Annotated in this window: 19 protein-coding genes and 1 tRNA gene; 7 read left to right on the top strand and 13 right to left on the bottom strand. The window is 66.8% G+C overall.

Annotated features, from left to right (window positions below; genetic code table 11):
- Positions 1-27: 27 nt before the first annotated feature.
- From LQ564_RS13210 to LQ564_RS13190, 5 genes are all read right to left on the bottom strand, one after another.
- Positions 28-603, bottom strand: a complete 576-nt coding sequence (locus LQ564_RS13210) for a nucleotidyltransferase family protein (protein WP_231058556.1) — start codon at positions 601-603, stop codon at positions 28-30.
- Positions 604-606: 3 nt separating this feature from the next.
- Entirely contained in the window at positions 607-2,823 is a 2,217-nt protein-coding gene (locus LQ564_RS13205) for a xanthine dehydrogenase family protein molybdopterin-binding subunit (RefSeq protein ID WP_231058555.1), read from the bottom strand.
- A 9-nt stretch (positions 2,824-2,832) separates the two neighbouring features.
- Positions 2,833-3,291, bottom strand: a complete 459-nt coding sequence (locus tag LQ564_RS13200; RefSeq protein ID WP_231058554.1) for a (2Fe-2S)-binding protein — start codon at positions 3,289-3,291, stop codon at positions 2,833-2,835.
- 64 nt (positions 3,292-3,355) lie between these two features.
- Positions 3,356-4,072: a DsbC family protein gene (locus LQ564_RS13195; RefSeq protein WP_231058553.1), complete on the bottom strand. Its 717-nt coding sequence runs from the start codon at positions 4,070-4,072 to the stop codon at positions 3,356-3,358.
- Between the two features lie 18 nt (positions 4,073-4,090).
- Positions 4,091-5,308, bottom strand: coding sequence for an FAD-dependent monooxygenase (locus tag LQ564_RS13190; RefSeq protein WP_231058552.1), 1,218 nt, complete (start codon positions 5,306-5,308; stop codon positions 4,091-4,093).
- Positions 5,309-5,514: 206 nt separating this feature from the next.
- Between LQ564_RS13190 and LQ564_RS13185 the strand changes: the two genes are divergently transcribed.
- Positions 5,515-5,590 (top strand) — tRNA-Phe (locus LQ564_RS13185).
- 81 nt (positions 5,591-5,671) lie between these two features.
- Here LQ564_RS13185 and LQ564_RS13180 read toward each other — a convergent pair.
- Positions 5,672-6,259 (bottom strand): hypothetical protein, encoded by a 588-nt coding sequence (locus LQ564_RS13180; RefSeq protein WP_231058551.1) that lies wholly within the window; start codon positions 6,257-6,259, stop codon positions 5,672-5,674.
- Between the two features lie 397 nt (positions 6,260-6,656).
- Between LQ564_RS13180 and LQ564_RS13175 the strand changes: the two genes are divergently transcribed.
- Genes LQ564_RS13175 through LQ564_RS13165 form a run of 3 tightly spaced genes read left to right on the top strand, consistent with a single transcriptional unit; the run spans position 6,657 to position 9,254 of the window.
- A complete protein-coding gene (locus LQ564_RS13175) occupies positions 6,657-7,295 on the top strand; it encodes a choice-of-anchor J family PEP-CTERM protein (RefSeq protein ID WP_231058550.1) in 639 nt (212 codons plus the stop codon).
- Between the two features lie 58 nt (positions 7,296-7,353).
- Positions 7,354-7,794 carry a post-PEP-CTERM-1 domain-containing protein gene (locus LQ564_RS13170; protein ID WP_231058549.1) on the top strand — a complete coding sequence of 147 codons (441 nt, stop codon included), beginning with the start codon at positions 7,354-7,356 and terminating at the stop codon, positions 7,792-7,794.
- A 2-nt stretch (positions 7,795-7,796) separates the two neighbouring features.
- A complete protein-coding gene (locus LQ564_RS13165; protein ID WP_231058548.1) occupies positions 7,797-9,254 on the top strand; it encodes a PA domain-containing protein in 1,458 nt (485 codons plus the stop codon).
- Positions 9,255-9,331: 77 nt separating this feature from the next.
- Here LQ564_RS13165 and LQ564_RS13160 read toward each other — a convergent pair whose 3' ends face one another.
- Positions 9,332-10,981 (bottom strand): M28 family metallopeptidase, encoded by a 1,650-nt coding sequence (locus tag LQ564_RS13160; RefSeq protein WP_231058547.1) that lies wholly within the window; start codon positions 10,979-10,981, stop codon positions 9,332-9,334.
- 116 nt (positions 10,982-11,097) lie between these two features.
- On the opposite strand from LQ564_RS13160, the gene LQ564_RS13155 reads away from it, so the two are divergent.
- Positions 11,098-11,463: a VOC family protein gene (locus LQ564_RS13155; RefSeq protein ID WP_231058546.1), complete on the top strand. Its 366-nt coding sequence runs from the start codon at positions 11,098-11,100 to the stop codon at positions 11,461-11,463.
- Between the two features lie 7 nt (positions 11,464-11,470).
- Here LQ564_RS13155 and LQ564_RS13150 read toward each other — a convergent pair whose 3' ends face one another.
- The 5 genes from LQ564_RS13150 to LQ564_RS13130 all read right to left on the bottom strand — a co-directional run bounded on the left by LQ564_RS13150 (position 11,471) and on the right by LQ564_RS13130 (position 20,351).
- The gene (locus LQ564_RS13150) at positions 11,471-14,755 is read right to left on the bottom strand and encodes a DEAD/DEAH box helicase (RefSeq protein WP_231058545.1); all 3,285 of its coding nucleotides are present in this window, start codon (positions 14,753-14,755) and stop codon (positions 11,471-11,473) included.
- A gap of 69 nt (positions 14,756-14,824) precedes the next feature.
- Positions 14,825-15,895, bottom strand: coding sequence for a hypothetical protein (locus LQ564_RS13145; protein WP_231058544.1), 1,071 nt, complete (start codon positions 15,893-15,895; stop codon positions 14,825-14,827).
- A 149-nt stretch (positions 15,896-16,044) separates the two neighbouring features.
- Positions 16,045-18,117, bottom strand: coding sequence for a M13 family metallopeptidase (locus LQ564_RS13140; protein ID WP_231058543.1), 2,073 nt, complete (start codon positions 18,115-18,117; stop codon positions 16,045-16,047).
- Between the two features lie 112 nt (positions 18,118-18,229).
- Positions 18,230-19,363 (bottom strand): branched-chain amino acid ABC transporter substrate-binding protein, encoded by a 1,134-nt coding sequence (locus tag LQ564_RS13135; protein WP_231058542.1) that lies wholly within the window; start codon positions 19,361-19,363, stop codon positions 18,230-18,232.
- A gap of 112 nt (positions 19,364-19,475) precedes the next feature.
- Complete coding sequence (locus LQ564_RS13130) at positions 19,476-20,351, bottom strand: class I SAM-dependent methyltransferase (protein ID WP_231058541.1); 876 nt, start codon at positions 20,349-20,351, stop codon at positions 19,476-19,478.
- 193 nt (positions 20,352-20,544) lie between these two features.
- On the opposite strand from LQ564_RS13130, the gene LQ564_RS13125 reads away from it, so the two are divergent.
- A complete protein-coding gene (locus tag LQ564_RS13125; protein ID WP_231058540.1) occupies positions 20,545-21,051 on the top strand; it encodes a host attachment protein in 507 nt (168 codons plus the stop codon).
- A gap of 55 nt (positions 21,052-21,106) precedes the next feature.
- On the opposite strand, the gene LQ564_RS13120 is transcribed toward LQ564_RS13125, so the two are convergent.
- The gene (locus tag LQ564_RS13120) at positions 21,107-22,414 is read right to left on the bottom strand and encodes a GGDEF domain-containing protein (RefSeq protein ID WP_231058539.1); all 1,308 of its coding nucleotides are present in this window, start codon (positions 22,412-22,414) and stop codon (positions 21,107-21,109) included.
- A gap of 262 nt (positions 22,415-22,676) precedes the next feature.
- Between LQ564_RS13120 and LQ564_RS13115 the strand changes: the two genes are divergently transcribed.
- Entirely contained in the window at positions 22,677-24,578 is a 1,902-nt protein-coding gene (locus LQ564_RS13115) for a hypothetical protein (protein ID WP_231058538.1), read from the top strand.
- The last annotated feature ends 147 nt before the right edge of the window (positions 24,579-24,725 follow it).

The following is a 24,725-nucleotide window of genomic DNA, read 5'->3' as shown; positions in this document are numbered from 1 at the left end:
ACTCCTGGAAACATTGACATGCATATGTCATACAGCCAGGTCGGACGGCAGGTCGATGTCGCGCAGGATGCCGGGGTCCGCCACCGCGATCTCGGTCACGGGATGCGCCAGCAGCAGGCGGCGCGCGCCCTGGTCGCCCGTCGTCTCCAGCAGCGCGTCGCGGTGACAGGCGCCGAACGCGACCGGGTTGCCGCGCCGGCCTTCATGGACGGGCACGGCGATGCCGGCCCCATCCACGACTGCGTCGCGCAGGGCGGCCAGGGTGGCGTGCTCGACGAAGGGCATGTCGCCCAGCGCCACCACCCAGCCCGCGGCCGGCAATGCATGGCGCACCGCGTGCACGAGCGAGGCGCCCATCCCGGTGTCGGCGTCCGGACACACCGTGACCTCGCAGCCGAGACCGCGCAGGATGTCGCCTACCCCGCCGTCATCCGGCGGCACCACCGCCACCACGCGCGGCAGGCAGGCGAGGAGATGGCGCGCGCTGGCCGCGACCACGAGGTCGCCGCCCGGCAGCGCCTGCAGCAGCTTGTTGCGCGCGCCCTGCGGATCGAAGCGCCGGCCCCGCCCGGCCGCCAACAGGATGCCGGTCAAGGCCGTCATGGCTTACGCCGACGCCAGGTCGAACGGCAGCTTGCGCAGCCGCTTGCCAGTCAGGCGGAACACGGCGTTGGCAAAGGCCGGCGCCAGCGGCGGCAGGCCCGGCTCGCCGATGCCGGTCGGCGGATCGTTCGACGGCACGATGTGCACCTCGACCTGCGGCATCTCGTGGTGGCGCGCCACCACGTAGTCGCCGAAGTTCTGCTGCTCCACCACGCCGTCCTTGAGCGTGATCGCGGCGCCCGGCAGGGTCATGCCCAATCCCATCAGCGCCGCGCCCTGGATCTGCGCCTCGATCGACAGCGGGTTCACCGGCTGGTTGCAGTGCACGCCGGCGACCGCGCGGTGCAGCTTCGGAACGCCATCGACCACCGAGGCCTCGACCACATAGGCGACCACCGAGCCGAAGGACTCGTGCACCGCCACGCCCCAGGCGCGTCCCTTCGGCAGCGCCTTCTTGCCGTAGCCGGACTTCGCCACCGCGAGGTCCAGCGCGGCGCGATGGCGCGCATGCTTCTCGCCCATCAGCGTCTTGCGGTAGGCGACCGGATCGACCTTGGCGAGATGGGCCGCCTCATCGATCAGGGTCTCCATCACGAAGGCGGTGTGGGTCGAGCCGACCGAGCGCCACCACAGCACCGGCACGTTCTGCTTCACGCTGTCCACGCTCAGGTTCAGCGGCACGGCGTACGGTTCGCCCAGGCCTTCGACCGTGGTGCCGTCGACGCCGTCCTTGACCATGCCGGCCTCGAACAGGGTGCCGGCCATGATCGACTGGCCCACCACCTTGTGGTCCCAGGCGATGATGTCGCCCTTGGCGTCGATGCCGATGTCGGCGCGGTGCACATAGGACGGGCGGTAGTAGCCGCCGCGGATGTCGTCTTCGCGGCTCCACACCACCTTGACCGCACCCGTGTGGCCGGCGGCTTTATAGGCCTTGGCGATGCGCACGGCGTCGCCGACCCAGTCGGAAGCCGGCACGCCGCGCCGGCCGAAGCCGCCGCCCGCCATCATGGTGTTGATCGTGACCTGCTCGGGTTTCAAGCCCAGCAGCGCCGCCGCCGCGCCCTGGTCCACGGTCTGGAACTGGGTGCCGGCCCAGATGGTGCAGCCGTTCTCCTGCAGCTCGACCACGCAGTTGAGCGGCTCCATCGGCGCATGCGCCAGATAGGGGAACTCGTACACGGCCGAGATGCGGTGCGGCGCGCCGGCCAGCGTCGACACGTCGGCTTTGCGGGCGACCGCGCCGCCGGGCGCCTGCGCCAGCTCGCGATAGCGCGCCAGCTGCTGCGCGCTGCTCACCTTCTCGAGATCATTCGTGTTCCACTCGGCGTTCAGCGCGTCGCGGCCCTGCCTGGCCGGCCAGTAGCCGCTCGCGAACACGGCCACGCCACGGGCGCCGCGGTCCAGCTCCACTTCCAGCACGGCGCGCACGCCCTGCACGGCGCGCGCCGCGGCGGCGTCGAACTTCGCCACCTTCGCGCCGAACACCGGCGGCCGCGCCACCACCACGGTGACCGCGTTCTCCGGCGTGAAATCGATGCCGAACTGCTGGCGGCCGCTCGACTTGGCGCGCGCATCGATGCGGCGCATCGGCTTGCCGATGTAGCGGAAGGCCTTCGGCTCCTTGAGCACGACGGTGGCCGGGACGGGCTGCCTCATCGCGGCTTCCGCCAGCGCACCATAGCTCGCCTTTTGGCCGGCCGGGCCGATGACGACGCCCTTCTCGGTGCGGCACTGGCCGGGTTGGACTTTCCACTGCTCGGCGGCGGCCGCCACCAGCATGGCGCGGGCACGGGCGCCGATCTCGCGGTACTGGGTAAAGCCGCGCGCGATGCTGCCCGAGCCGCCGGTGATCTGGATGCCGAAGGCCGGGTCCTTGTACGGTTCACCGGCCGGCGCCAGCTCGCCGCGCATCTGCAACCAGTCGGCGTCGAGCTCCTCGGCGATCAGCATCGGCAGCGCCGTGTGCACGCCCTGGCCGAATTCCAGCCGGTTGACGATCACGGTGACGGTGTTGTCGGGCGCGATGCGCAGGAAGGCGTTGGGAGCGTAGGTCTTGCCGGCGTCCTGCGCCAGGGCGAAGCGGTTCGATCCCGGCAGGACGAAGCCCAGCACCAGGCCGCCGGTGGCCAGCGCCCCGGTTTTCAGGAAGCCGCGGCGCGACAGGCCGCTGCCGATGGCGCGGCTCAGCGCCGCGCGGTCGATCCAGTCGATGTACATGGCGGCTCCTTATGCCAGGGTCGTGGCGGCATCCTTGATGGCCGCACGGATCCGTTGGTAGGTGCCGCAGCGGCAGATATTCCCGCTCATCGCATTGTCGATGTCGGCATCAAGCGGGCGCTTGTTGGTGCGCAGCAGGGCGACGGCGCTCATCACCTGGCCGCTCTGGCAGTAGCCGCATTGCGGCACGTCGTGCTTGACCCAGGCGTCCTGCACCGCCTTGCCGACGGTGTCGTTTTCCATCGCCTCGATGGTGGTGATCTTCATGCCCTGCGCGCTCGCGATCGGCGTGATGCAGGAGCGGATCGGGTTGCCGTCCAGGTGCACGGTGCAGGCGCCGCACAGGGCCGCGCCGCAGCCGAACTTGGTGCCGGTCATGTTGAGATTGTCGCGCAGCGCCCAGAGGATGGGCGTGGAAGGATCGGCGTCGACCTGCAGGTCGCGCCCGTTGATGTTCAAGGTCACCATGTACTACCCCTGGTTCTGGTTTTGTTTTTGTCGGGTGGGCGGGTTCCCCGCCCACCCGACGTTATTACTTCAACGATTGCAGCTTGGCTTCCAGCGACTTCAAATCCACCGCGCCCGGAATGCGCGAACCGTCGGTGAAGAAGATCGCCGGCGTGCCCTGGATCTTGAGTTTGTGGCCGAGGGCGACGACCTGGTCGTTCGGCGTTTCACAGGCGGCCGGCGCGTTCGGTGGCAGCTTGCCGTCGATCATCCAGTCGTCCCAGGCCTTCACGCGGTCCGGCGCGCACCAGATGTTCTTCGACTTCACGAAGGAATCCTCGGACAGGATGTTGTACATGAAGGTGTAGATGGTGACGTTGTCGAGTTCCTTGAGCGTGGTCTGGCGCAGGCGCTTGCAGTAGCCGCAGTTCGGATCCTCGAACACGGCGATGGTGCGCTTGCCGTTGCCCTTGACCTGCTTCAGGGCCATCTCCAGCGGCAGGTCGGAGAACTTGATCTTGTTGATCTCGTCGATGCGGGCGCGGGTCAGGTCGGTCGAGGTCTTGGTGTCGTAGACGTGGCCGATGAACAGGTAGTCGCCCTTCTTGTCCGTATACAGGATGTCGCCGGCGACCCGCACTTCGTACAGGCCGCCATACGGCGTTTCGCGCACCGATTCGATCTTGGCGCCGCCGAGTTTCGGCTCGAGCGCCTTCTTGATGGTGGCTTCGGTGTTCTGCGCCTCGACGCAGGATGCGAGCAGGCCCGTCGCCAGCAGGACGGCGACTTTGGTTTTCAACATGGTGTATTCCTTGAGGTTTTACTTGCCCATCGCGTGCGACATCAGGCGACGCTTAACCATAGGCAACTTATCGAGCAAGTTTAATCCGAAATTGCGGACCATGCGTACCGGCTCGAGGTTGGCGCCGAACAGCCGCTCCAGGCCGTCGGTCGCCCATTGCATGAGCAGCACGTCTTCCTTGCGCTTGCGGGCATAGCGCGCCAGCACCCGTTCGTCGGCGATGCCGCGCCGGTCTTCGCGTTCGCGCAGCACCTGCAACAGGTCGTGGATGTCGCCGAAGCCCAGGTTCATGCCATGGCCGGCCAGCGGATGCACGGCGTGGGCGGCGTCGCCCACCAGCGCCACCCGCGGCGCCACCAGCGCGTGCGGCCGCACCAGCGCCAGCGGCACCGCCTTGACGGCTTCCGGCTGCAGCGGGCGCAAGGGGCCCAGCTTCTCGTCGGCGTAGGCGCCGAGGCGGATCGCCAGCTCGCCGAGCGACTCGTTCATCAGGGTGTCGGCCAGCGTTTCCGGCGCCGACCAGACCAGCGACACCCGGTTTCCCGGCAGCGGCAGCAGCGCGACGATGCCGTCGGCGCAGGTGAACCACTGGTGGGCGACGCCGTGGTGCGGCTTCTCGCAGGCGAAATTGGTGACGATGGCGCGCTGGTGATACATGCGGTAGTCGACCCCGATGTCGCACTGCCCGCGCACCCAGGATTCGCGCCCGTCGGCGCCGACCACCAGCTCGCAGGCGATTTTCGACCCGTTTTCCAGCGTGACGCCGGCGCCCGCTTCGCTGCAGCTGAGGTCGACCGCGCAGCCGGACACGATCTGCACGTTCGCCGCGAATTTCAGGGCCGCGTCCAGCGCGCCGTTCAGGTTGCTGTCCTCGACGATCCAGGCCAGGGTGCCGACGTGGGCGCCGAAGGCGTCGAAACCGAGGTTGCCGCCCTGCTGGCCGTCGCCATGGATGTCCATCGCATCGACCGCCTGCACCCGCGCCAGGTCGAGCGCGCCCCAGACTTTCAGGCCGGCGAGCAGATCGTGCGCGGTGTGGTTCAGGGCGTACACCCGCACGTCCCACGGTTTTTCCGCGGCCGAGGACATGGCCGATTCCGGCGCCGGGCGCGCGGGCGGCACCAGCAGGGTGACGCTGTACCCCGACTGGGCGAAACCGAGGGCGGCGGTCTTGGCGATGGCGCCATTGCCGACGATGCAGACGTCGCTGCGGTGCTGGGCGGTGGTGGTAGTCATGAAACACATTATAGCGAGATGCCAATGGCGTGCCCGGGCGTTGTGACACGCCACACTCTAGAGGGTGTTAAAAAGCGGCCAGGGCAAGGCGCCGAGTCGAAGACAGTACGCTAGTACGGCGAGGCGAGGCAACGCAGCCATGGGCGTTTTTTCACACCCTCGGGCTTGCGCGGATGAAAAACGCTGGCTATAATCATGCCTCTCTTGGCCTGGTAGCTCAGTTGGTAGAGCAGAGGATTGAAAATCCTTGTGTCGGTGGTTCGATTCCGCCCCGGGCCACCAAGAATTCAGCAGCAAACGAAACGCCAACCCATGCAGGTTGGCGTTTTTGTTTTGCAAGGTCGCTTTCCTCGCGACCGATGGTCAGTCCTTCCTCTCCCTGAATTCTCCATCGATCACCATGCCGTCGCTGCGTGCGCGTTTGAACGGGTTGCGCCCGAACGCGGACATGGACGAGGTCACCCGGTCGAACGCGGCGCGCCTCAGCCACGGCATGACCACGATGAAGCCTGCCGCAAATCCCGTGAACGCCGCAGACACGTAGTCTCCGCGCGCCAGGAAGTGCACCATGCACAGCGCGAACATGCCGGCAACGAGTGGCCGGCGGACAGGCTTGGGCAACAGGCCGACGAGGCGCAGCCTGCCCTGGCCGATCCAGGGGAACCTTGCGAGGACAGCTCCGAGCAGCAGGCCAGCGACAACCCGGCCCGTGCCGAGGTAGTCGGCCAACACCCCGACCAGCAGGAACGCGGAATACGTCATCGCGCCGGCTAATGCTGCCAGCAGGACCAGGGAGACAGCCGCCGCCTGCCTCGGCCGGCGTATCGCTGCAGTGACAAGAAAACGTAGGATTTGGTACTCCTGCCCTTGGCGTGAAAGAAGATCACAAATTCTAACAGCAGTTGCATACGCTGGCTTCTCCGAAACTTCGACGTCGATCGCCTTCCTCACTGTCAGGTTTTCCGACGCCTGCCCAGCCGCGACGCCGCCCCATCATGATGCAGTGCAAGGCACTGGCTTCATCCTTGGCTTTTCACCCTTTTCTCCATTGTACGAACCGCACTGCACCATCATTATCCCGAAGAAATGTTGCATTAAAAACATTCGATATACTGCACTTTTATGGTGCAAATTGTAAGAAAATATCTGTTTTTGTCGAATATTCTTACACTTACTTAAGTAAGACTTAAGCTAAATCAATATTCTTTAACGAAATCAAATACATACGGAGCTGGCACGTTAAATGCCTAACAGACGTTATCGGCAATTTCTTATCTCGCCGCCGTTATTCGGGACTGTCGCCGCCACAAGCGCGCTGCCCGCTGTCCAACTCTCTGGAGCGCATTCAATGATGAAAAAAGCACTTGCTGCACTGGTCATGTCGGGGATGATGGTGTCGGCCCAAGCCGGCCATCTTCTCAATGAAGGTTTCGACGACGTCAGCACCCTCAACGGCAAAGGCTGGGTGATGACCAACGCCAGCACCCCGGGCGGCACCACCGGCTGGTACCAGGGCGCCGAGAATATTTTCCGCTCGCTCGACGGTGCACCCAACAGCTATATCGCCGCGAATTACTACAACGCGCCTGCAGGCGGGACCATCTCCAACTGGCTGATCACCCCCGAATTCTCTCTGGCCGAAGGCGCCATCGTGTCGTTCTGGCTGCGCGCGGCCGACGATCCCGGATTCACCGACAACATCGCCTTCGGATTCAGTAACGGCAGCACCGACCTCGCAGCCTTCGCGTTGACCGCGGCCACGACGGTGTCGTCGGATGGCTGGATGCGCTACACGGCGCGCATCGACAAGGGCGCGGCAACCGGCAATGCCCGCTTTGCCCTGCAGTACACGGGTGCTGCAGACACTTCCAGCTACATCGGCCTGGACCGCCTCTCGATCAGCGAGATCCCTGAGCCGTCGAGCATGCTGATCCTGGGCGCCGGCGTCATGGGCCTGGTCGCAGCTCGCCGCCGCAAGCGCGGCTGAGGCACGCATCCGCAAGCACCAGCATCACGCTTCACCTTCCCAAATTCAGGAGAATTCCATGTCCCAGAAACACCACTCCGGCCAGCGCCTGCTGTGCGCCGCCGGCATCACCCTGGCCCTGCTGGGCCTGGGTGCCCAGAGCGCATTTGCGCAAGAAAATCAGGACGCTGCCCCCCAGGCCGAGGCGCTGACCGTCGTCAAGGACGCCCAGACCGGCAAGCTGCGCGCCCCGACCGCTGAAGAAGTGGCTGCGCTGAAGGCCCAGGCGCCCGCCGCCCGGAGCGCGGTAGCGCGCACGGCCACGCCCGGTTTTGTCCTGAACAAGTCCCACAGCAGCGGCATCCGCGGTTTCCGCCTCAACGATGAATCGATGAGCACCTCGGTCGCCGTGCGCAAGACCGACGGCAGCATCGAGCGCCAGTGCTTCGACTCGCACGGCGCCGGCGCCGACGCGGTGGCCAAGGGCCACGTCCATACCAACCAGGCCGTCACGGAGTAACCATGCAGATGAAACCAACTTCGCGCACCGTCGCGCGTTCGCTGATTGCCGCCGCGGTCGCCCTGACCTGCCTGAGCGCGCAAGCCGCCAAGATCACGATCACCAGCCGCGATGCGCCAGGCTACGGCTTCAACGACAAGACCCCGGTGAAGCCGGTCGGTGGCAATATGGGCACCACGCTCGGCGAACAGCGCTGGAACGTGTATCGCCACGTCGCCGATATCTGGGAAAAAAATCTGCAAAGCGACGTCGAGATCACCGTCTCGGCCGGCTGGGAAAACCTGGCCTGCACCGCGACCTCCGCCACCCTTGGCAGCGCCGGCGCCTGGAACGCCTGGATCCTCACCGAGACCGGCCAGCTGCCGACGATCTACCCGCAGGCCCTCGCCAACAAGCTGCTCGGCTTCAACCTGTCCGGAGAGACGCCGGACGACGGCACCGGCTACGGCAATGTCGACATCAAGACCCAGTTCAACGCCCGCCTCGGCCAGCCGGGTTGCCTCGACGGCAGTCCTTTCTACCTCGGCCTGGACGGCAACGAAGGCGACGAAGTCGACTTCGCGGCCACCCTGCTGCACGAGCTGGGCCACGGCCTGGGCTTCTCGGTGCTCGGCGTGAACAACAATACCGGCGCGCGTTCGGGCGGCTATCCGAGCATCTGGGAACGCTTCATGTACGACAACACGGCCAAGAAGACCTGGCTGCAGATGAGCAATGCCGAGCGCAAAGCGTCCGCGATCAATCCGGAGCAACTGGCCTGGATCGGCCCGAACACCGTCGCCGGCGCCAGCATGCTGAATCCGCAGCCGGTGGTGCAGTCGGCCAGCCCTGCCGGCAAGATCGCGACCGCGCCGTACACCGCGTCGCTGTTCGGTCCGGCCGTGCCGAGCAACGGCAAGCTCGGCGCCCTGGCGGTCATCGCCACCCAGGCCGGCGAAGCCGGCCCGGGCTGCTCGCCGTTCAATGCGGCCAATGCCGCAGCGACCAAAGGCAAGGTGCCGATCATCGACCGCGGCGGCTGTAACTTCGCTGTGAAGGTGAAGAATGCGCAGGACGCGGGCGCCGTGGGCGTGGTCCTGGTCAACAATGCGGGCGGTTCCTTCGCACCGGGCGGCGCCGATTCCTCGATCCGCATTCCGTCGGTCGGCATCACCCGCGAAGACGGCGCCACGCTGAAGTCAGCCGTGGCTGCGGCCAAGCCCTATGGTTCGCGCAGCCAGCCGGGCGAGGTGACTGCCTCGCTCGCCATCGACCCGAACCGCAAGGCCGGCGCCGACAGGTTCGGTCGTCCGCTGCTGTACACGCCGAACCCGCTGGTGTCAGGTTCCTCGGTTTCGCACTTCGACGTGTCGGCGTCCCCGAACCTGCTGATGGAACCGAGCATCAACAACGACCTGACGCTGGATGTGAACCCGCCGAAGGACCTGACGCTGCCGCTGCTGAAAGACCTGGGCTGGTAATCCTGGCCTGATCCACGGCGCGCAAACGCCGTGGTTCCGCGAACGGGCGGGCAGCGCGAGCTGCCCGCCCTTTTACATTATTTGCGCAGCGACGCCGAGCCGTCGCGCGCCGCACGGAACTCCGAGTCGGACGCCCAGTTCGGCCACGTGTTCGAGTTGGCCAGGTCATTGCCCAGTGCGTATAGCAGCTCGAGGTCGCGCGCCATGCCGGTGAAGGGCCAGCTGGGATCGAAGCTGTCCGACGGCTGGTGGTAGTTCTTCTCCGTATAGGCCGCTTCCGATGCCTTGCCCGCCTTGACCCCGCCCTCGGCCCAGTCGCTGCCCGAGCCGAAGGAAATCGCCGGCACGCCGCGCTTGGCGAAGGGGAAGTGGTCGGAGCGGAAGAAGTAGCCCGCTTCCGGCTTCGGATCCGCCGAATACACCATCTTCCAGCCCTTGGCCTTGTCGACCAGCTGGTCCAGCAGTTCCAGCTTGGCGCTGCCCGAGATGGTGAAGTTGTGCGCCGGGCCGTAGGGGCTGAGCGCGTCCATATTGATCACCGCCACGGTCGAGGCCAGCGGATACAGCGGGTTCGACGCATAGTATTCCGAGCCGAGCAGGCCCTTTTCTTCCGCAGTCACCGCCAGGAACACGACGCTGCGCGCCGGCGCCGGCGCCTTGCCATAGGCGCGCGCCAGTTCCAGCATGGCGGCGATGCCGGTGGCGTTGTCGACCGCGCCGTTATAGATCTTGTCGCCCTTCGCATCCGGCAGGCCCACGCCGAGGTGGTCCCAGTGGCCGCTGTAGACCACGACCTGGCCCGGCTGTTTGCTGCCCGGACGGATCGCGACCACGTTCTTCGACTTGATGACCTGGGCATCGACCGCGTACTCGGCCGACAGGGTCACGCCCTTGAGCTCGACCGGCTTGAAGCCGCGCGTTTGCGCCTGCTTTTTCAGCGCTTCGAAGTCGAGCCCGGCTGCTTTGAAGAGGCCGGCGGCAAGGTCGCGCTGGATCCAGGCTTCCATCGGCGCGTGCGACTTGAGCGGCTCCTTGCGCACCACGTCGTACATCACGTTGGTGTTGGAATTCTTCACCGTCGCCCAGCCATAGGACGCCGGCGCGGTCTCGTGCACGATGATCGTGCCCAGCGCCCCGCGCCGCGCCATCTCCTCGAACTTGTAGGTCCAGCGGCCGTAATAGGTCATCGCCTTGCCGCCGAATTCACCCTGGCCGGTTTCGAAGTCCGGGTCGTTGATCAAGACCACGGCCAGCTTGCCCTTCAGGTCCATGCCCTTGAAGTCATCCCACTTGCGCTCCGGCGCGGTGACGCCGTAGCCGACGAACACCAGCGGCGCATTCTTGAAGGCCACCTGCTTCATGCCGCTCATCGAGGCGCGCACCGCCATGTCCTCGCCCTGCACCAGGCTGCGGCTCTTGCCGGCCTGGGTCAGCTTCAGGCTGACCGGCCCCTTGATCTCGAAGCGGCCCAGCGGCACGTCCTGGGTCCAGGCGCGCTTGCCATTGGCGAGGTCGCCGCCCGGCTGCAGGCCGGCCGCCTTGAACTGCTGGACCAGGTAGTCCACGGTTTTCGTTTCACCGGCGGTGTTCGGGCCGCGGCCCTCGAATTCGTCCGAGGCCAGTACCTTCACGTCCTGGGACAGGCGCTTGGGATCGAATGTGGGGGCGTCCGCCGCGTGCGCGCTCGCTGCGGCCAGGCCGACGAAGAGAAGAGTGAGGTTTTTCAATGGGGCGCTCCTTCATGAACAAAGTGGCAAGGCGCAAACACTATCACGCAATCCGGCGCTGTTCCAGAGCGGTGCGATAATGCCGGCTCGACCACTACCCGCCCGCGGAGAATGCCATGCCCCATATCGCCGATATCGACCACGTGCAAGTCGCCATCCCGCCGGGAGCCGACGATGCCGCGCGCGCCTTCTATGGCGGCGTGCTGGGCCTGCAGGAAGTGCCGAAGCCGGCGCCGCTGAACGCGTCAGGCGGCGTGTGGTTCCAGCTCGGGACGAGCCAGCTGCACATCGGCGCCGAACAGGGCTTCGCGCCGAACAAGAAGGCGCATCCGGCCTTCGTGGTCGAGGAGTTCGATGAGTATTGCGCGCTGCTGCGTGAGCGCGGCGTGGCGGTGCGCGAGGAAGCGCAGGTCTATGGGCGGCGCCGCGCGGGGATCGAGGATCCGTTCGGCAACCGGGTGGAGCTGATCGCGGCCGCCTGACGAACCGTCAGGCAGACAAAGGGGCGAAGATCGCCTGCAGATCCTCCATGCCGATCGCCGGCGAAGACGCGGCGCCCGCATCCAGCACGGCATGCGCCAGCTCGCCCTTGCGGCGCTGCATGTCCTGGATCTTCTCTTCCAGCGTGCCCCGCGCCAGCAGCTTGTAGACGAATACCGGCTGTTCCTGGCCGATGCGCCAGGCGCGGTCGGTGGCCTGGTTTTCGCTGGCGGGGTTCCACCACGGGTCGTAATGGATGACGGTGTCGGCCGCGGTCAGGTTCAGGCCCACGCCGCCCGCCTTGAGACTGATCAGGAATACCTGGGCGCTGCCTTCCTGGAACGCCGCGATCGGCGCCTGACGATCGACCGTGTCGCCGGTCAGCAGCACGAAATCGACGGCGCGCGCCGCGAGTTCCGCCTCGATGATGGCCAGCATGCTGGTGAACTGCGAAAACACCAGCACCTTGCGGCCTTCGCTCAGCAAGGTTTCCAGCAGATCCATCAGTGCGTCGAGCTTGGCCGATCCGGCGTCCCTGGCCGGCTTGAGCAGGCGCGGGTCGCAGCAGACCTGGCGCAGCTTCAGGAGGGCGTCGAGGATCACGATCTGGCTGCGCGCCAGGCCCTTGCGGTCGATCTCGTCGCGCACCTTGCGGTCCATGGCCAGGCGCACGGTCTCGTACAGGTCGCGCTGGGCGGGAGCGAAATCGACCGGGAGCACGATTTCGGTCTTGGGCGGCAGCTCGGTCGCCACCTTGTCCTTGGTCCGCCGCAGCATGAAGGGCCGGATGCGGCGCACCAGCCCCTCCTTGCGCAGGCTGTCGCCCTGCTGCTCGATCGGCTTGCGGAAATGCTTGTTGAATGCCTTGTCGTCCCCCAGCAGTCCCGGCATCAGGAAATGGAACTGCGACCATAGCTCGCCCAAGTGGTTCTGCACCGGCGTGCCGGTCAGGCACAGGCGGTGCCGGGCTTCCAGCAGGCAGGCGACTTGCGCGGCGCGCGAGCGGCTGTTCTTGATGTATTGGGCCTCGTCCAGGATCAAGAGGTGGAAGCGTTGCGCGCGCAGCGCCTCCTCGTCGCGCCCCAGCAGCGGATAGGTGGTCAGCACCAGGTCGGCGTCGGCAACCTGGCCAAAGGAGGCGGCGCGGTCCTTGCCGTGCAGGAGCAGCACCCTCAGGCCGGGCGCGAAGCGCGCCGCCTCGGCCTGCCAGTTGCCCATCAGGCTGGTCGGCGCCACTACCAGCGCCGGGGCATCGAGCCGGCCGGCTTCCTTTTCGCACAGGATGTGGGCCAGGGTCTGGATGGTTTTACCCAAGCCCATGTCGTCGGCCAGGATGCCGCCGAAACCGTATTCTCGCAGGAACTGCATCCAGGACAATCCGGCCTGCTGGTAGGGGCGCAAGGTCGCCTGCAGGCCGGCGGGCGCGGCGACCTGGCGGATGCCGGCGAAATCATCCATCCTGCTGCCCAGTTCACGCAGGCGCTCACCGCCCATCCAGCGCAGCTGGGCGGCGCGTTCCAGTTCGGCGAGACGGGCGGCGTCCAGCACCGGCAGGCGCAGCGCATCGCCGCGATGCTCGGCGGAGAACAGTTCGCCCAAGGTGAGCAGGATCGGCTTGACGCGGCCCCAGGGCAGCACCAGCCTGGTCGAATCGGGCAGCTCGATCAACAGGGCGCTGTCGTCGTCGCGCGCGGCCAGGGTAGCGGCATCGAATTCGCGGGGCGCCTTGCGGATCATTTCCACCAGCATCGGCAACAGCGCATGGCGGCGGCCATCGACCAGCACCCCGAGTTCGAGCGCGAACCAGTCGCCTGCTCCCTCCCCTTCCTCGTTCAGTTCGGCATACCACTCCTGGGCTTCGACCAGCTCGTAGCGATAATTGCCGCCGAACTCGATCTGCCAGCCCTTGGCCTGCAGGCGGCCGAGCGACTGGCGCGCGAACGCTACCCATGCCTCCTCACCCGGCAGCAGCAAGGCGCCGTCGGCATCGGCGAACACGGGATGCGCTCCCGCCGGCGCGAAGCCGTACTTGGCCAGGGCCTTCAGCGCCGCAGCTTCGGCCTTGAGGTTGCGCACCACCAGTTCGACCGCATCGCCATTCATCCTGCTCAGGGCCGGCTCATCGCCTTCCGGCTGCAGGCCATCGTAATCGAAGGTCAGCAGCGCATAGTCGTGCCATTGCAGCTTTCCGCGCCCCACCATGACGCTGTCGAGCAGCAATTGCGGCACCGGCGCAATGTCGTCGCGCTGGCGCGTCTCCAGGGCTTGCGGCGCCGGCAGCACGCGATCCAGACCCTGCGCCGCCAGCCGGCGCGCCATCTCGCCGCGCTGCTCCGGCTGCAAGGCGGGCGCCTGGCGCACCAGCGACAGCAGGCCGGCGGGACTGAAGGACGCGAGCGCTTCGGGCACGGCCAATTCGCCCAGGATATCGCCCTGCAGGTAATGCATCGGCTCGACCGGCAGGACATGGGACAGCACCGCACCGCCATCGAAACGCCAGCCCAGGCGTACGGTTTCCTCGCCGGGAATGTCCGCATGCCAGCCCAGCTGCGCCCGCCGTACGGGACCAGGCTGCAAGAGGTGCATGACGCCGCGTTTGAGTTTGGCGAACGAGTCCGCCCACCACAGACTCCCGGCCGCGCACAGCCTGGTCAGCACGCGGGCGCCGAATGGTCCGGCCAGGCCGTCTTCCTGCTGGTATGCGCCGGCGCGCAGGCTTGCCAGCTGCCGTACCAGTTCCTCGTCCTCTGTCCCGAGCCGGGACGGGGGCGCCAGCAAGCCCCGCAGGTCGCTGTCGACGCCGGCGCCTTTGATATTGCCGTCCGCGTGAAAACGCAGGCGTATCAGGTGCAGGCGGGGTACGCCGGTGTTCGGGTCCGGCATCAGGAGGGCGGCGAACTGCCGGTCAGGGACCGCATCCACGGGCGCGGCGATCCGCATGTGCGATTGCACCGCTGCCAGCTGCTGGAGCCAGGCTTCGGCGCGCCGGTCCAGCGCGCCAGGCGCGACATGGCGCAGTTGTTCCAGGCTGGCCAGCAGCACGGCCACGACGTGCTTGCAGTTGTAGTCCATCGGGCAGGTGCAATCGCCCTCGACGTAGATGCCGGCCTTGAGCTGCTTGAGCCCGATCGTCTGGTAGTAGATCTGGCCACCGCTGCCGGAAACCTTGCCTTCGATGTCGCGGTCGGAGACGAAGCTTGCAGCGATGACCTTGCCCCTGCGCGCATAGTCCTCGCCGCGTGCGAAGGTGCCGTGGTCGAAGTTGCGGGCGATGTCAGCGGCGGTGAAGTTCATGAGGCGGCAAGAATGGCGGGCGAAGTCCGACAGTGTAGCAATTCCGCAGCGCCGCATCGGCGCTGGCGCTCACCAAGCTTCGCGCACACTCGCCGTGCGCAGCCAGGTCTTCAGCTGGCGAGGATCGCGCAGTTCGACCAGGTCGCGCTCCACCTCGGCAAGTTCCTTGCGCAAGGTGTCGGCCATGATGCCCATCATCGCCAGCAAGTCGGCCGCCGTCAGCGCCGGGACCTGCTCCGGCTCGACTTCCAGTTCCAGCTCGGCCAGGATCAAGCCCTTGCCGACAATGAATTCCTGTTCGGTGAGCTGCAGCACCTCGTTCAGTAGCTGCTTGTAGCCGGTAATGCGTTTCTCGGAAAAGTGCCCGATGAAGCCGCCCTGTTCAAGCTCGAAGCCGACCGCCAGCAGGTCCGCCAGTGTGGTCCGCGCTCGCGCGGCATCGATGCGCCGCAGGTGCGCCAGCCGCGTTGTCTCGTCCATGGCCTGCGCGCCGTGCAGCGCCGCCGTCAGTTCTGCGGCCAGCGCGTCCTCCGCCTGCTGCAGCTGCACCAGGTTCGCATGGCGCCGTGCCGCCAGCTGTTCGAACTTGTCCGCGGTTCGGGCCAGCTGCGCGAGTGCGGTTTCCGCTTCTGCCGCGACCACGACGCGCAGCGACTCCCTGGTCGGCAGGCGGTCCAGGTCGATGCCCTGGACCTGCACGACGAGTTGCTCGAAGGCCGTGACCGGTTCCACCTCGTCATCCCGGTGACGCTCGTAGATCGCGGCCAGTTCGGGATCGTCGATGACGATGTCATCATCAGCCTCCTCGTCCTGCGCATCTGCGTCGAGCAGGCCGGCCGCCATATTGGCGAGAATGTCCGACAGGATCTCGCGCTCCTCGTCATCCAGCGCCGCCTCCGCGTGCATGCGGTCGAGCAGCAGGACCAGTTCGCGCAGACCGCGCCGGACCGACTCGTCCAGAGGGATCAGGCTGCTTCGGTACAGTTCGCTCGCTTTTTCACTCGCCGCTTCCCAGGCCAGCATGTCGGCGTCGACGGCGCTCAGTCTCGCGCCGAGCGCTTCGCACTGCTTGCGGGCGCGCGAACCCTGCACAGCGCCCGGCCTGGCCTGGCGATGCGCGGCATGTTTTTTCCTGGACATGATGGCGTCAAACAGATGGTGGAGGAGCCGGCCAGTCTAACAATCCGCACCCGCGCCGATTTGATCCAGTCGTTAACGACGAACGCCACCCGAAGGTGGCGTTCGTCGGTCAATGGCGCCTAAGAAAACGGCACCTTGTCACCAGGCGATTACCAGAAGATCACACGATCCTTCGGCTCCAGGTACATCTTGTCGCCCGCCTTCACGTCGAAGGCTTCATAGAAGCCCGGGTGGTTGCGCAGGCTGCCGTTCACGCGGAATTCCGACGGCGAGTGCGGGTCGGTCTTGACCTGCGAGATCAGCGCGGCGTCGCGCGCCTTGCCCTTGCGCGCCTGCGACAGGCCCATGAAGATGCGCTGCTCGGCGGTGAAGCCGTCGATCACCGGACCCGGCTTGCCCTTCAGGTAGATCTTGTAGGCGCGGCTGGCCATGATGGCGCCGGCGTTGTCCGCGATGTTCTCGCCCAGGGTCAGCTCGCCGTTCAGGTTGTAGCCCGGCAGCGGGCTGTAGCCGGCGTACTGGTCGACCAGCACCTTGCCGCGCGCCGCGAACTGCCTGGCGTCTTCCTCGGTCCACCAGTTGCGCAGGTTGCCGTCGCCGTCGTACTGCGAACCCTTGTCATCGAAGGCGTGGCTGATCTCGTGGCCGATCGAGATGCCGACCGAGCCGTAGTTGACCGCCGGTTCGGCGTTGGCGTCGTACAGCGGATACTGCAGGCGCGCGGCCGGGAACACGACTTCGTTCAGGGTCGGGCTGTAGTAGGCGTTGACGGTCTGCGGCGACATGCCCCACACGCTGCGGTCGACCGGCTTGCCGAGGCGGTTCACCATGTAGTCATGGCCGAACTCGCGCGCACGCATCATGTTGCCGACCAGGTCGCCGCGCACGATCTTCAGCTTCGAGTAGTCGCGCCATTTGTCCGGATAGCCGATCTTGACGTTGATCTTGGCCAGCTTGGCGTGGGCCTGCTTCTTGGTCTCCGGCGACATCCATTCGAGCTGGTCGATGCCTTCGCCGAAGGCGGTGATGAAGTTCTTCGCCATGTCCAGCACCTGCTGCTTGCGCTCGGCCGGGAAGTGCTGGGTCACGTAGGCCTTGCCGACGACTTCGCTCAGGGTGCGGTTGACTTCGGCGATCGCGCGCTTGTCCAGCGGACGGTTTTCCTTCTGGCCCGACAGCACGGCGCCGCGGAAGGCGAAGCTCTCGTCCACGAAGGGCTGCGACAGGTAGGAAGCGTAGGAGCTCAGCATGCGGAACTCGAAGTAGGACTTCCAGGTGTCGACCGGGGTCGCACCGACCAGCTTGTCCAGGCCTTCCAGGTAGGACGGTTGGCTGACGATGACCGAGGTCGCCTTGCCGACGCCGGTGCCCTTCAGGTAGCTGTCCCAGTCGATGCCCGGAGCCAGCGCGCGCAGCTCGGCCAGGGACTTCTTGTTGTAGCGCTTGACCGGGTCGCGGTTCTCGACCTTGGTCCACTGGATGCGCGCGATCTCGGTTTCCAGCGCCACGATCTGCTGGGCCTTGGCGGCCGCGTCCTGGTGGCCGGCCAGGGCCAGCATCTTCTCGACGTGGGCCTGGTACTTGGCGCGGATCTCCTTCAGGCGCGCGTCCTTGTCGTTCAGGTAGTAGTCGCGGTCCGGCATGCCGATGCCGGACTGGCCGATGCTGACCACGTAGCGGGTCGAATCCTTGTTGTCCTGGCCGACGCCCATGCCGAACGGGCCGTCGACGCCGATGCGGTCGAGGTGCGCCATCAGGGCCGCCAGGCCGCGCTTGTCCTTCAGCGCCTGGACGCGCGCCAGTTCCGCCTTCAATGGGGCCAGGCCGAGCTGGTCGCGGCGCGCCTGGTCGACGTAGCTGGTGTAGAGGTCGCCGATCTTCTGGGCTTCCGAGCCGGCCTTCGCGTTCTTCTGGGCGGCCGCCTCTTCGATGATGGCGCTGATCTGGCCTTCGACGCGCTCCTGGGCGATGCTGAAGGCGCTCCAGCTGGAACGGTCCGACGGAATGTCGACGTCCTTCAGCCACTTGCCCTGGGTGTAGCGGAAGAAGTCGTCCTGGGGACGCACTTCGCGGTCGATCGCCGCCACGTCGATGCCCGAAGCCGTCGCGGCCGCGGCGCTCGACGGCGCGGTGGTGGCGGCTGCAGCCCCGTCGTGCGCGAACGCAGGGGCGGCAACGACGAACAATCCCGCGATCACACTGCTGCACAGGCTACGCTTCATCTCTTTCTCCATTGTTGGTGTTAGGAATCAAACGATCCTAATCCAACTGGAAGAGGCGTGCCAAGGCCATTTTTGTACAAGCGTTGTTACATACACTCGTCAATACAGGAAATCACTTGCCACGCACTACCTGCAGCTTGACCTTCTTGCCCTGGCGGTAGGTGTACAGGGTCATCGCGGCGTCGCGCAGGTCGCCCTTGGCGTCGAAGGCGATGGCGCCGGTCACGCCCTCGTGGCGCACTTGCGCGAGCTGCGGCAGGAAACGCGCCGGCTGGGCCGACCCGGCCTTCTGGATCGCGGCGGCGAACACCATCACCGCATCGTAGGCGTACGGCGCATAGGTCTCGACCGGGTGCCCGTAGCGCCGGCGGAAGCGTTCGAGGAAGGCGGTGTAATTCGCCTCGCGCGCGCCCTCGACGCCGCCGGCCACCGCGCACACCACCTTGCCGTCGGCCAGCGCGTCGCCCGCCAGCAGCGGCAGCTTTTCCGAGCACACGCCGTCGCCGGCGACGAAGGCGGCGTTCACCCCGAGGGTCTTCATCTGCTTGAGCATGGGGCCGGCCACCGCATCCATGCCGCCGTAGAAGATCACGTCCGGCTTCTTCCCGCGGATCTGGGTCAGGATGGCGCTGAAATCGGTGGCCTTGTCGTGGGTGAACTGGCGGCTGACGACACTGGCGCCGCCGTGCTTGCGCACCTCCTTCAGGAATTCGTCGGCCAGGCCCTGGCCGAAGGCGGTGCGGTCGTCGATCACGGCGATGCGCTTCGCCTTCAGCTTGTTCAGGGCGTAGCCGGCCAGGGTGCGGCCGATCAGGCTGTCGTCGGCCACCACCCGGAACGCGGTTTTATAACCCTGTCGGGTATAGACCGGGGTGGTAGCCGCCGGCGAGATCTGCGGCACGCCGGCGCTGGCGTAGATCTTCGAGGCCGGCACCGTGGGGCCGGAATTCAGGTGCCCGACCACGGCGGCCACCTTGGCGTCGACCAGCTTCTGGGCCACCGCGGTGCCGGTCTTCGGGTCGCTGGCGTCGTCTTCCGCCATCAGGCGCCAGCGTACTTTCTGGCCGCCGAGCACGATGCCCTTCGCGTTCAATTCGTCGATCGCCATGCGGGCGCCGTCCTCGATGTCCTTGCCCTGGTGGGCGCCGGGGCCGGACAGCGGCGAGGCGGTACCGATGATGACGTCGACCTGGGCAGTGGCCGGCGCGGCCAGGCAGAGTAACGACAACAGTGCGGACAAGCGCATGGCAGCCTTTCTCGAATGAATGGCTCCGATTGTAATGCCAGGAAAGATATGCAGCCAGCGCAAGCGTGCGCCGCGAACAGTGCGGCAGGCCGGGCGGCCCGCCGCGGCAAGGTCAATGCAGGACTTCAGGCAGGCGCTTGACGATCACCGCCTCCAGGTACTCGGCGGGCGCCACCAGCGAAGCGTCGCCGGCCACGTTGAAGCGTTCGAGCATGGCGCCGATGTCGTTCTCCAGCGCCTGCTGGCCGTCCGGATCGAGCGCGGCGAAGGCCTTGTTCAAGGGGCCGTAGTAATCGCGGAACACCTGGATCCAGTGCGCCGGCGAGGCGTAGCGGAAGTTGAAGATGCGGGGCGCGGCGCGGATGCTGGCGGCGTCGGGCCCGAACAGCTGGCGCAGGTAATCCTCGCTGCCCCACATCGAGGGCGGCGCCAGGCCGGCCGGCGGCGCCACGTAGCGTCCCAGGGTCTTGAACAGCTGGCCGATCAGGCCGTCGGCGGTCCAGTTGGCGATGCCGATCCGCCCGCCGGGCCGCACCACCCGCATCATCTCGCGTGCGCAGCGCGCATGGTCGGGCGCGAACATGACGCCGAAGGTGGACAGCGCGACGTCGAAGCTGGCGTCCCCGAAGGGCAGCGCTTCGGCGTCGGCCTCGCGGAAGTCGATCTGCAGGCCCTCGGCGGCGGCGCGGGCCCGGCCCTTCTCGAGCAGGGCCGGGACGTAGTCGGTCGAGGTCACGCGCGCGAAGCGGTGCGCCGCGGCCAGGCTGGCGTTGCCGTTGCCGGCGGCGATGTCGATGACGCGCTCGCCGGCGCGGATGTCGGCCGCCTCGGCCAGCGTCTCGCCGACGATCTGCAGGGTGACGCCGACCACGGCGAAGTCGCCGCTGGCCCAGGTGGCCTGCTGGCGCTGCTTGATGGCCGCGTAGTCCGGCCCGATGGCGTCCGGCGCCTGGCGCGGCGGCGGTGTGGAAGGAATGGGTTGACTCATCTTCGCTCTCCTTCAAAACAACCAGGGAACCTCGTTAGACCGGACGGCAGCGGAAAAGATTCGCTGTCGGCGCCAGCCCGCACACGCCAGGCGGCGTCGGTGCGCCGGGCTTCGGGAAGCAAAGCTATACTGGGCCGACACCTGATCGAGCTGGACACGATCGCCAACAACTCATCATTGACAGGGGGTAAGTATGCCAACAACCTGGATTATTGCGGCCAATGCGGGCCGTGTACGATTCTTCGCCGAGGCCGATTCCAAGGAACCGTTGCAGGAACTCGAGGACATGGTCAGTCCCGCGGCGCAACTGCGCACGGAAGACACCGAAACCGATAAGCTCAGCCCGACCGCCGCGTCGGGAACCCGGCACAACATCGGCGGCAACGAGGGCGCCGGCATGGCCCACAACGCCAAGGCCGGGGCGCCGAACAAGCTGTACCAGCCGGCCCAGACGCCGGACCAGCACGCCGCCGACCTGTTCGCGAAGGACGTGGCCGAATACCTGCTCAAGGCCCACAACGAAGGCCGCTACCAGCAGCTGGTGCTGGCCGCCTCGCCCGAATTCCTGGGCGTGCTGCGCACCAAGCTCAATCCGGCGGTCCAGGGGGCGATCAAGACCGAGGTCAACAAGGACTACACGCATTCCAGCGCCCAGCAGCTGCGCGAGCAATTGCAAGCGCACGCGGCCAAGTCGGAATAAACGGGTTTCCCAAGGTGAAGGGGTGAACGCCAGGCCGCGCGCCTGGCGTTTTTTTTCAGGCCTGCGCGCAGATGCGGTTGCGCCCGCCCTGCTTGGCCTCGTACAGCATGGCGTCGGCGCGCAGGAACAGCTCGTTCTCGCTGCGCTGGTGCGGATAGGCGGCCACCCCGCCGCTGAAGGAAAACTGGCGGATCTCGGCCGGCCCGACCTCGAACGGAATCGCGCAGAAGGCCTGGCGCAGCAGGTCCAGCTTGCGCCGGCCCTCGTCCAGCGAACAATCCCAGAACACCAGCACGAATTCCTCGCCGCCGAAACGGCTGAGCAGGTCGTGCTCGCCCAGCTTCGCCGCCAGGGTCAGCGACAGGCGCTTGATCACGATGTCGCCGAAGGAATGGCCCCAGGTATCGTTGATGGTCTTGAACTTGTCGATGTCGATCACGCCGTAGGCCAGCGGACGGCCTTCCTGCGCCGCCTGGCGGATCAGGTCCTGCGCCTTCTTGCGCAGCCCGACCTTGTTCAAGAGGCCGGTGGCGCGGTCCTTGCCGATCAGGTCCTTGTTGATGCGGATTTTATTCGCCCGGTTGAGCAGCTGGGCTTCCAGCAGCGCCGGGTCGGCCATGTCGAGCACCGCGTCGAAACCGTCGGCCAGCGCGCGCCGCGCCAGCGCCGGGTCCGGCCGGCGCTGCAGGAGCGCGGTCTCGCGCACCGGGTCGGCTTCGATATTGCGCTTGAGCACGCGGACGATGGCGTCGGTGCGCGCGTATTCGCTGTCGGTGACCAGCACCAGGTCCGGCTGGAGCTCCTTCACGCGCACGTGCAGGGTATAGGGGTCGGCATGCTGGATGAGTTCGACACGCCGCTGCAACAGGGCGGCCGCGTCCAGCCCGGCCACCTCGCCCAGCACCGCCACCCGCACCAGGTCGCCGCGCTTCTTCTGCACGAACAGGTTGAACAGCTTGTCGACCAGCACGTCGTTGGCGATCGGCTTTTCCGCATAGGCCAGGCAATTGCTGTCGACCAGGCGCTGCTGCAGCAGGAAGCGGCCGCCCTGGCGCGCGCTCTGCAGGTAGATATAGCTGTGGTCGGCCGGCAGGCGCTGCAGCAGTTCGCCCAGCATCAGGGTACGGCGGCCGTCGCCCATGTCGGCCTGCATATTGTGCAGGGCGTCGAGGTCGATCAGGTAGAGGTTGTCGCCGTCGTCCCGCGCCACCGCCTCGACGAAGCGGCTGACCTCGTCGAAGAACAGGATGTCGAAATCGTATTTGTGGGCGTGCAGCAGCAGCTCGGACCGGTTGTCCTTGATGAAAAAACTTTGCGACAGGACCAGCACGTGATTCCTGTAGAGCGGCGCAGCACTTGGCATGTTTCGACGATTCCTGTTGGCGTTTCGGCTGGGCCGGGAATTGCAGGACAATTGTCGGACGGACTGTGACAAAAAGCAACTACATGCGTGTTGCATTCGCATCAATTAGAGAAACTTGTCGGATGTCATAAGGAATTCAGAAAAATCTGATCCAGCGCAAGCCATAAAACGGTTGCGCTGGCGGTGCCGAACCAGGAGGCGTCCGCGCGGCTCCAACGGTGAGCCGGACGGCGCGTCCGGCGTCCACCGAACGGAGGATTCCATGAACTTTCACTACCTCCTGGCAGCGCTCGGGGCGACGGCCGTGGCGGCCGTGGCCGCCCTCCCCGCCGTCTCTTCGCCGCCGCAGCCGGCCAGGGCCAAGGCCACCGCACCCGCCTTCGATCCCCTGTTCGCCGGCGCCCAGTGCGCGCCCGTCCGGGCCGGACGCCCGCCCCTGCTCGACACGCTGCTGCTGGCCCAGGCCGAGACCACCCCATTCAAGCCGGGCCAGCAGCGGCCGGCGCCGCCCAGCGAAACGGCGCCGCCGCTCTACACCAACCTCGGCGCCCTGCACGTGCAGGTCACCACCGGCGTGCCGAAGGCGCAGGCCTATTTCGACCAGGGGCTGCGCCTGACCTTCGCCTTCAACCACGCCGAAGCCGGACGCGCCTTCCGCGCCGCGCGCCAGCTCGACCCGGACTGCGCCATGTGCCACTGGGGCGAGGCGCTGGTGCTGGGGCCGAACATCAATGCGCCGATGTTCCCGGAAGCCGCAGCGCCGGCCCACGCCGCGGCGGGCCGGGCGCTGGCGCTCGCCGGCAAGACCACGCCGGCCGAGCAGGCCCTGATCCGCGCGGTCGCCAAGCGCTACGCCGCCGATCCACCGGCGGACCGCGCGCCGCTCGACAAGGCCTATGCCGAGGCGATGGCCGAGGCGGCGCGCAGCTTCCCCAACAACGACACCATCCAGGTGCTGTACGCCGAATCGCTGATGGACCTGGCGCCCTGGGATTACTGGGAAGCCGGCGGCGCCCGGCCCAAGCCGGACAGCGTCGCCATGCTGGCCGCCCTCGAGCGCGTGCTGGAGCGCAACCCCAGCCATCCGGGCGCGGCGCACTACTACATCCATGCGGTGGAAGCCTCGACCCATCCGGAACGCGCCCTGCCCTCGGCCCAGGTGCTGGCGCGCCAGATCCCGGGCGCCGGCCACATCGTGCACATGCCCTCGCACATCTATTACCGGCTCGGCATGTACCGCAAAGCCCTGCAATCGAACATCGACGCCATCGCGACCGACGAACGGTATTTCGGCGGCTCGCCCAGCGACCCGGTCTACAAGGGCGCGTATTACCCGCACAACATCCACTTCGTGATGGTGTCGGCCCTGATGGGCGGGCGGGGCGACGTCGCGCTCGATGCGGCGAACAAGCTCGACAAGGCCGTCCCGGCCGAGCTGCTGAAGGGCTTCGCCGGGCTGCAGCCGGTCAAGTCCGCACCCTATTTCTCGCACGTGCAGTTCAGCCCGCCCGACGTGCTGCTGGCCCTGCCCGACCCGGGGCCGGATTTCGTGCTGGTCAAGGCCATGTGGCATTACGCGCGCGGTCGGCTATGCGCGCAAGGGCTTGCTGAGCGAAGGCCGGCGCGAAGTCGCGGCGCTCGACCGCATCGAGCGGACCGCCGATTTCACCCCGATCGCCGCCTGGGGCGTGCCGGCGCGCGAGATCGTGCGGACGGCGCGCGCCGTCGCCCGCGGGCGGCTGCTGGACGCCGGCGGCGACCTGCCGGCTGCGGCGGCCGCCTACCGCGAAGCGATCGCGTTGCAGGACAAGCTGCCGTACATGGAACCGCCCTACTGGTACTATCCGGTGCGCCAGTCGCTCGGCGTGGTGCTGCTGCGCAGCGGCCAGCTGGACGCCGCCGAACAGGTGTTCCGCGACTCGCTGGCGCGCACGCCGAGCAATGGCTGGGCGCTGCGCGGCCTGGTCGAGGTCTACCGCCAGCGCGGCGATGCCGCGGCGCTGGCGGCGGCGCAGAAGCGCTTCGAGACCACCTGGCTGGGAGAACGCGGAGGGCCGGCCCTGGCGCGGCTGTGATCGCTGGTTTTGTAGGGTGGGCGGTCCTCCGCCCACGCGTTCAAATCACGCGTGCATTCACGCGCATCGTCCGTTTCCGCATCGATTAACCTGTTGCGCCTTGTTACAGCATGGCGCTTTGCAGCAGGCTGTGGCGCTGCTATAGTGAACGCATTCCGGTAGTCGAGCAGATGCTCTACCGGCCATCAAGAACGCTGACCTTGCCGGTCGGCGTTTTTGCTTTCTACACGTCTTTC

The sequence above is a fragment of the Massilia phyllostachyos genome (assembly GCF_021044825.1).
Lineage (GTDB): Bacteria > Pseudomonadota > Gammaproteobacteria > Burkholderiales > Burkholderiaceae_D > Telluria > Telluria phyllostachyos.
This window is presented reverse-complemented; position numbering and strand designations above follow the sequence as displayed.

What these genes read in the sequence shown, in the direction of transcription:
- LQ564_RS13190 (WP_231058552.1), bottom strand. Translation starts at nt 5,308, where the DNA reads ATGACTACCACCACCGCCCAGCACCGCAGCGACGTCTGCATCGTCGGC.
- LQ564_RS13170 (WP_231058549.1), top strand. Translation starts at nt 7,354, where the DNA reads ATGTCCCAGAAACACCACTCCGGCCAGCGCCTGCTGTGCGCCGCCGGC.
- LQ564_RS13155 (WP_231058546.1), top strand. Translation starts at nt 11,098, where the DNA reads ATGCCCCATATCGCCGATATCGACCACGTGCAAGTCGCCATCCCGCCG.
- LQ564_RS13135 (WP_231058542.1), bottom strand. Translation starts at nt 19,363, where the DNA reads ATGCGCTTGTCCGCACTGTTGTCGTTACTCTGCCTGGCCGCGCCGGCC.
- LQ564_RS13115 (WP_231058538.1), top strand. Translation starts at nt 22,677, where the DNA reads ATGAACTTTCACTACCTCCTGGCAGCGCTCGGGGCGACGGCCGTGGCG.
- LQ564_RS13125 (WP_231058540.1), top strand. Translation starts at nt 20,545, where the DNA reads ATGCCAACAACCTGGATTATTGCGGCCAATGCGGGCCGTGTACGATTC.
- LQ564_RS13200 (WP_231058554.1), bottom strand. Translation starts at nt 3,291, where the DNA reads ATGGTGACCTTGAACATCAACGGGCGCGACCTGCAGGTCGACGCCGAT.
- LQ564_RS13140 (WP_231058543.1), bottom strand. Translation starts at nt 18,117, where the DNA reads ATGAAGCGTAGCCTGTGCAGCAGTGTGATCGCGGGATTGTTCGTCGTT.
- LQ564_RS13130 (WP_231058541.1), bottom strand. Translation starts at nt 20,351, where the DNA reads ATGAGTCAACCCATTCCTTCCACACCGCCGCCGCGCCAGGCGCCGGAC.
- LQ564_RS13205 (WP_231058555.1), bottom strand. Translation starts at nt 2,823, where the DNA reads ATGTACATCGACTGGATCGACCGCGCGGCGCTGAGCCGCGCCATCGGC.
- LQ564_RS13210 (WP_231058556.1), bottom strand. Translation starts at nt 603, where the DNA reads ATGACGGCCTTGACCGGCATCCTGTTGGCGGCCGGGCGGGGCCGGCGC.
- LQ564_RS13150 (WP_231058545.1), bottom strand. Translation starts at nt 14,755, where the DNA reads ATGAACTTCACCGCCGCTGACATCGCCCGCAACTTCGACCACGGCACC.
- LQ564_RS13175 (WP_231058550.1), top strand. Translation starts at nt 6,657, where the DNA reads ATGATGAAAAAAGCACTTGCTGCACTGGTCATGTCGGGGATGATGGTG.
- LQ564_RS13165 (WP_231058548.1), top strand. Translation starts at nt 7,797, where the DNA reads ATGCAGATGAAACCAACTTCGCGCACCGTCGCGCGTTCGCTGATTGCC.
- LQ564_RS13195 (WP_231058553.1), bottom strand. Translation starts at nt 4,072, where the DNA reads ATGTTGAAAACCAAAGTCGCCGTCCTGCTGGCGACGGGCCTGCTCGCA.
- LQ564_RS13145 (WP_231058544.1), bottom strand. Translation starts at nt 15,895, where the DNA reads ATGTCCAGGAAAAAACATGCCGCGCATCGCCAGGCCAGGCCGGGCGCT.
- LQ564_RS13120 (WP_231058539.1), bottom strand. Translation starts at nt 22,414, where the DNA reads ATGCCAAGTGCTGCGCCGCTCTACAGGAATCACGTGCTGGTCCTGTCG.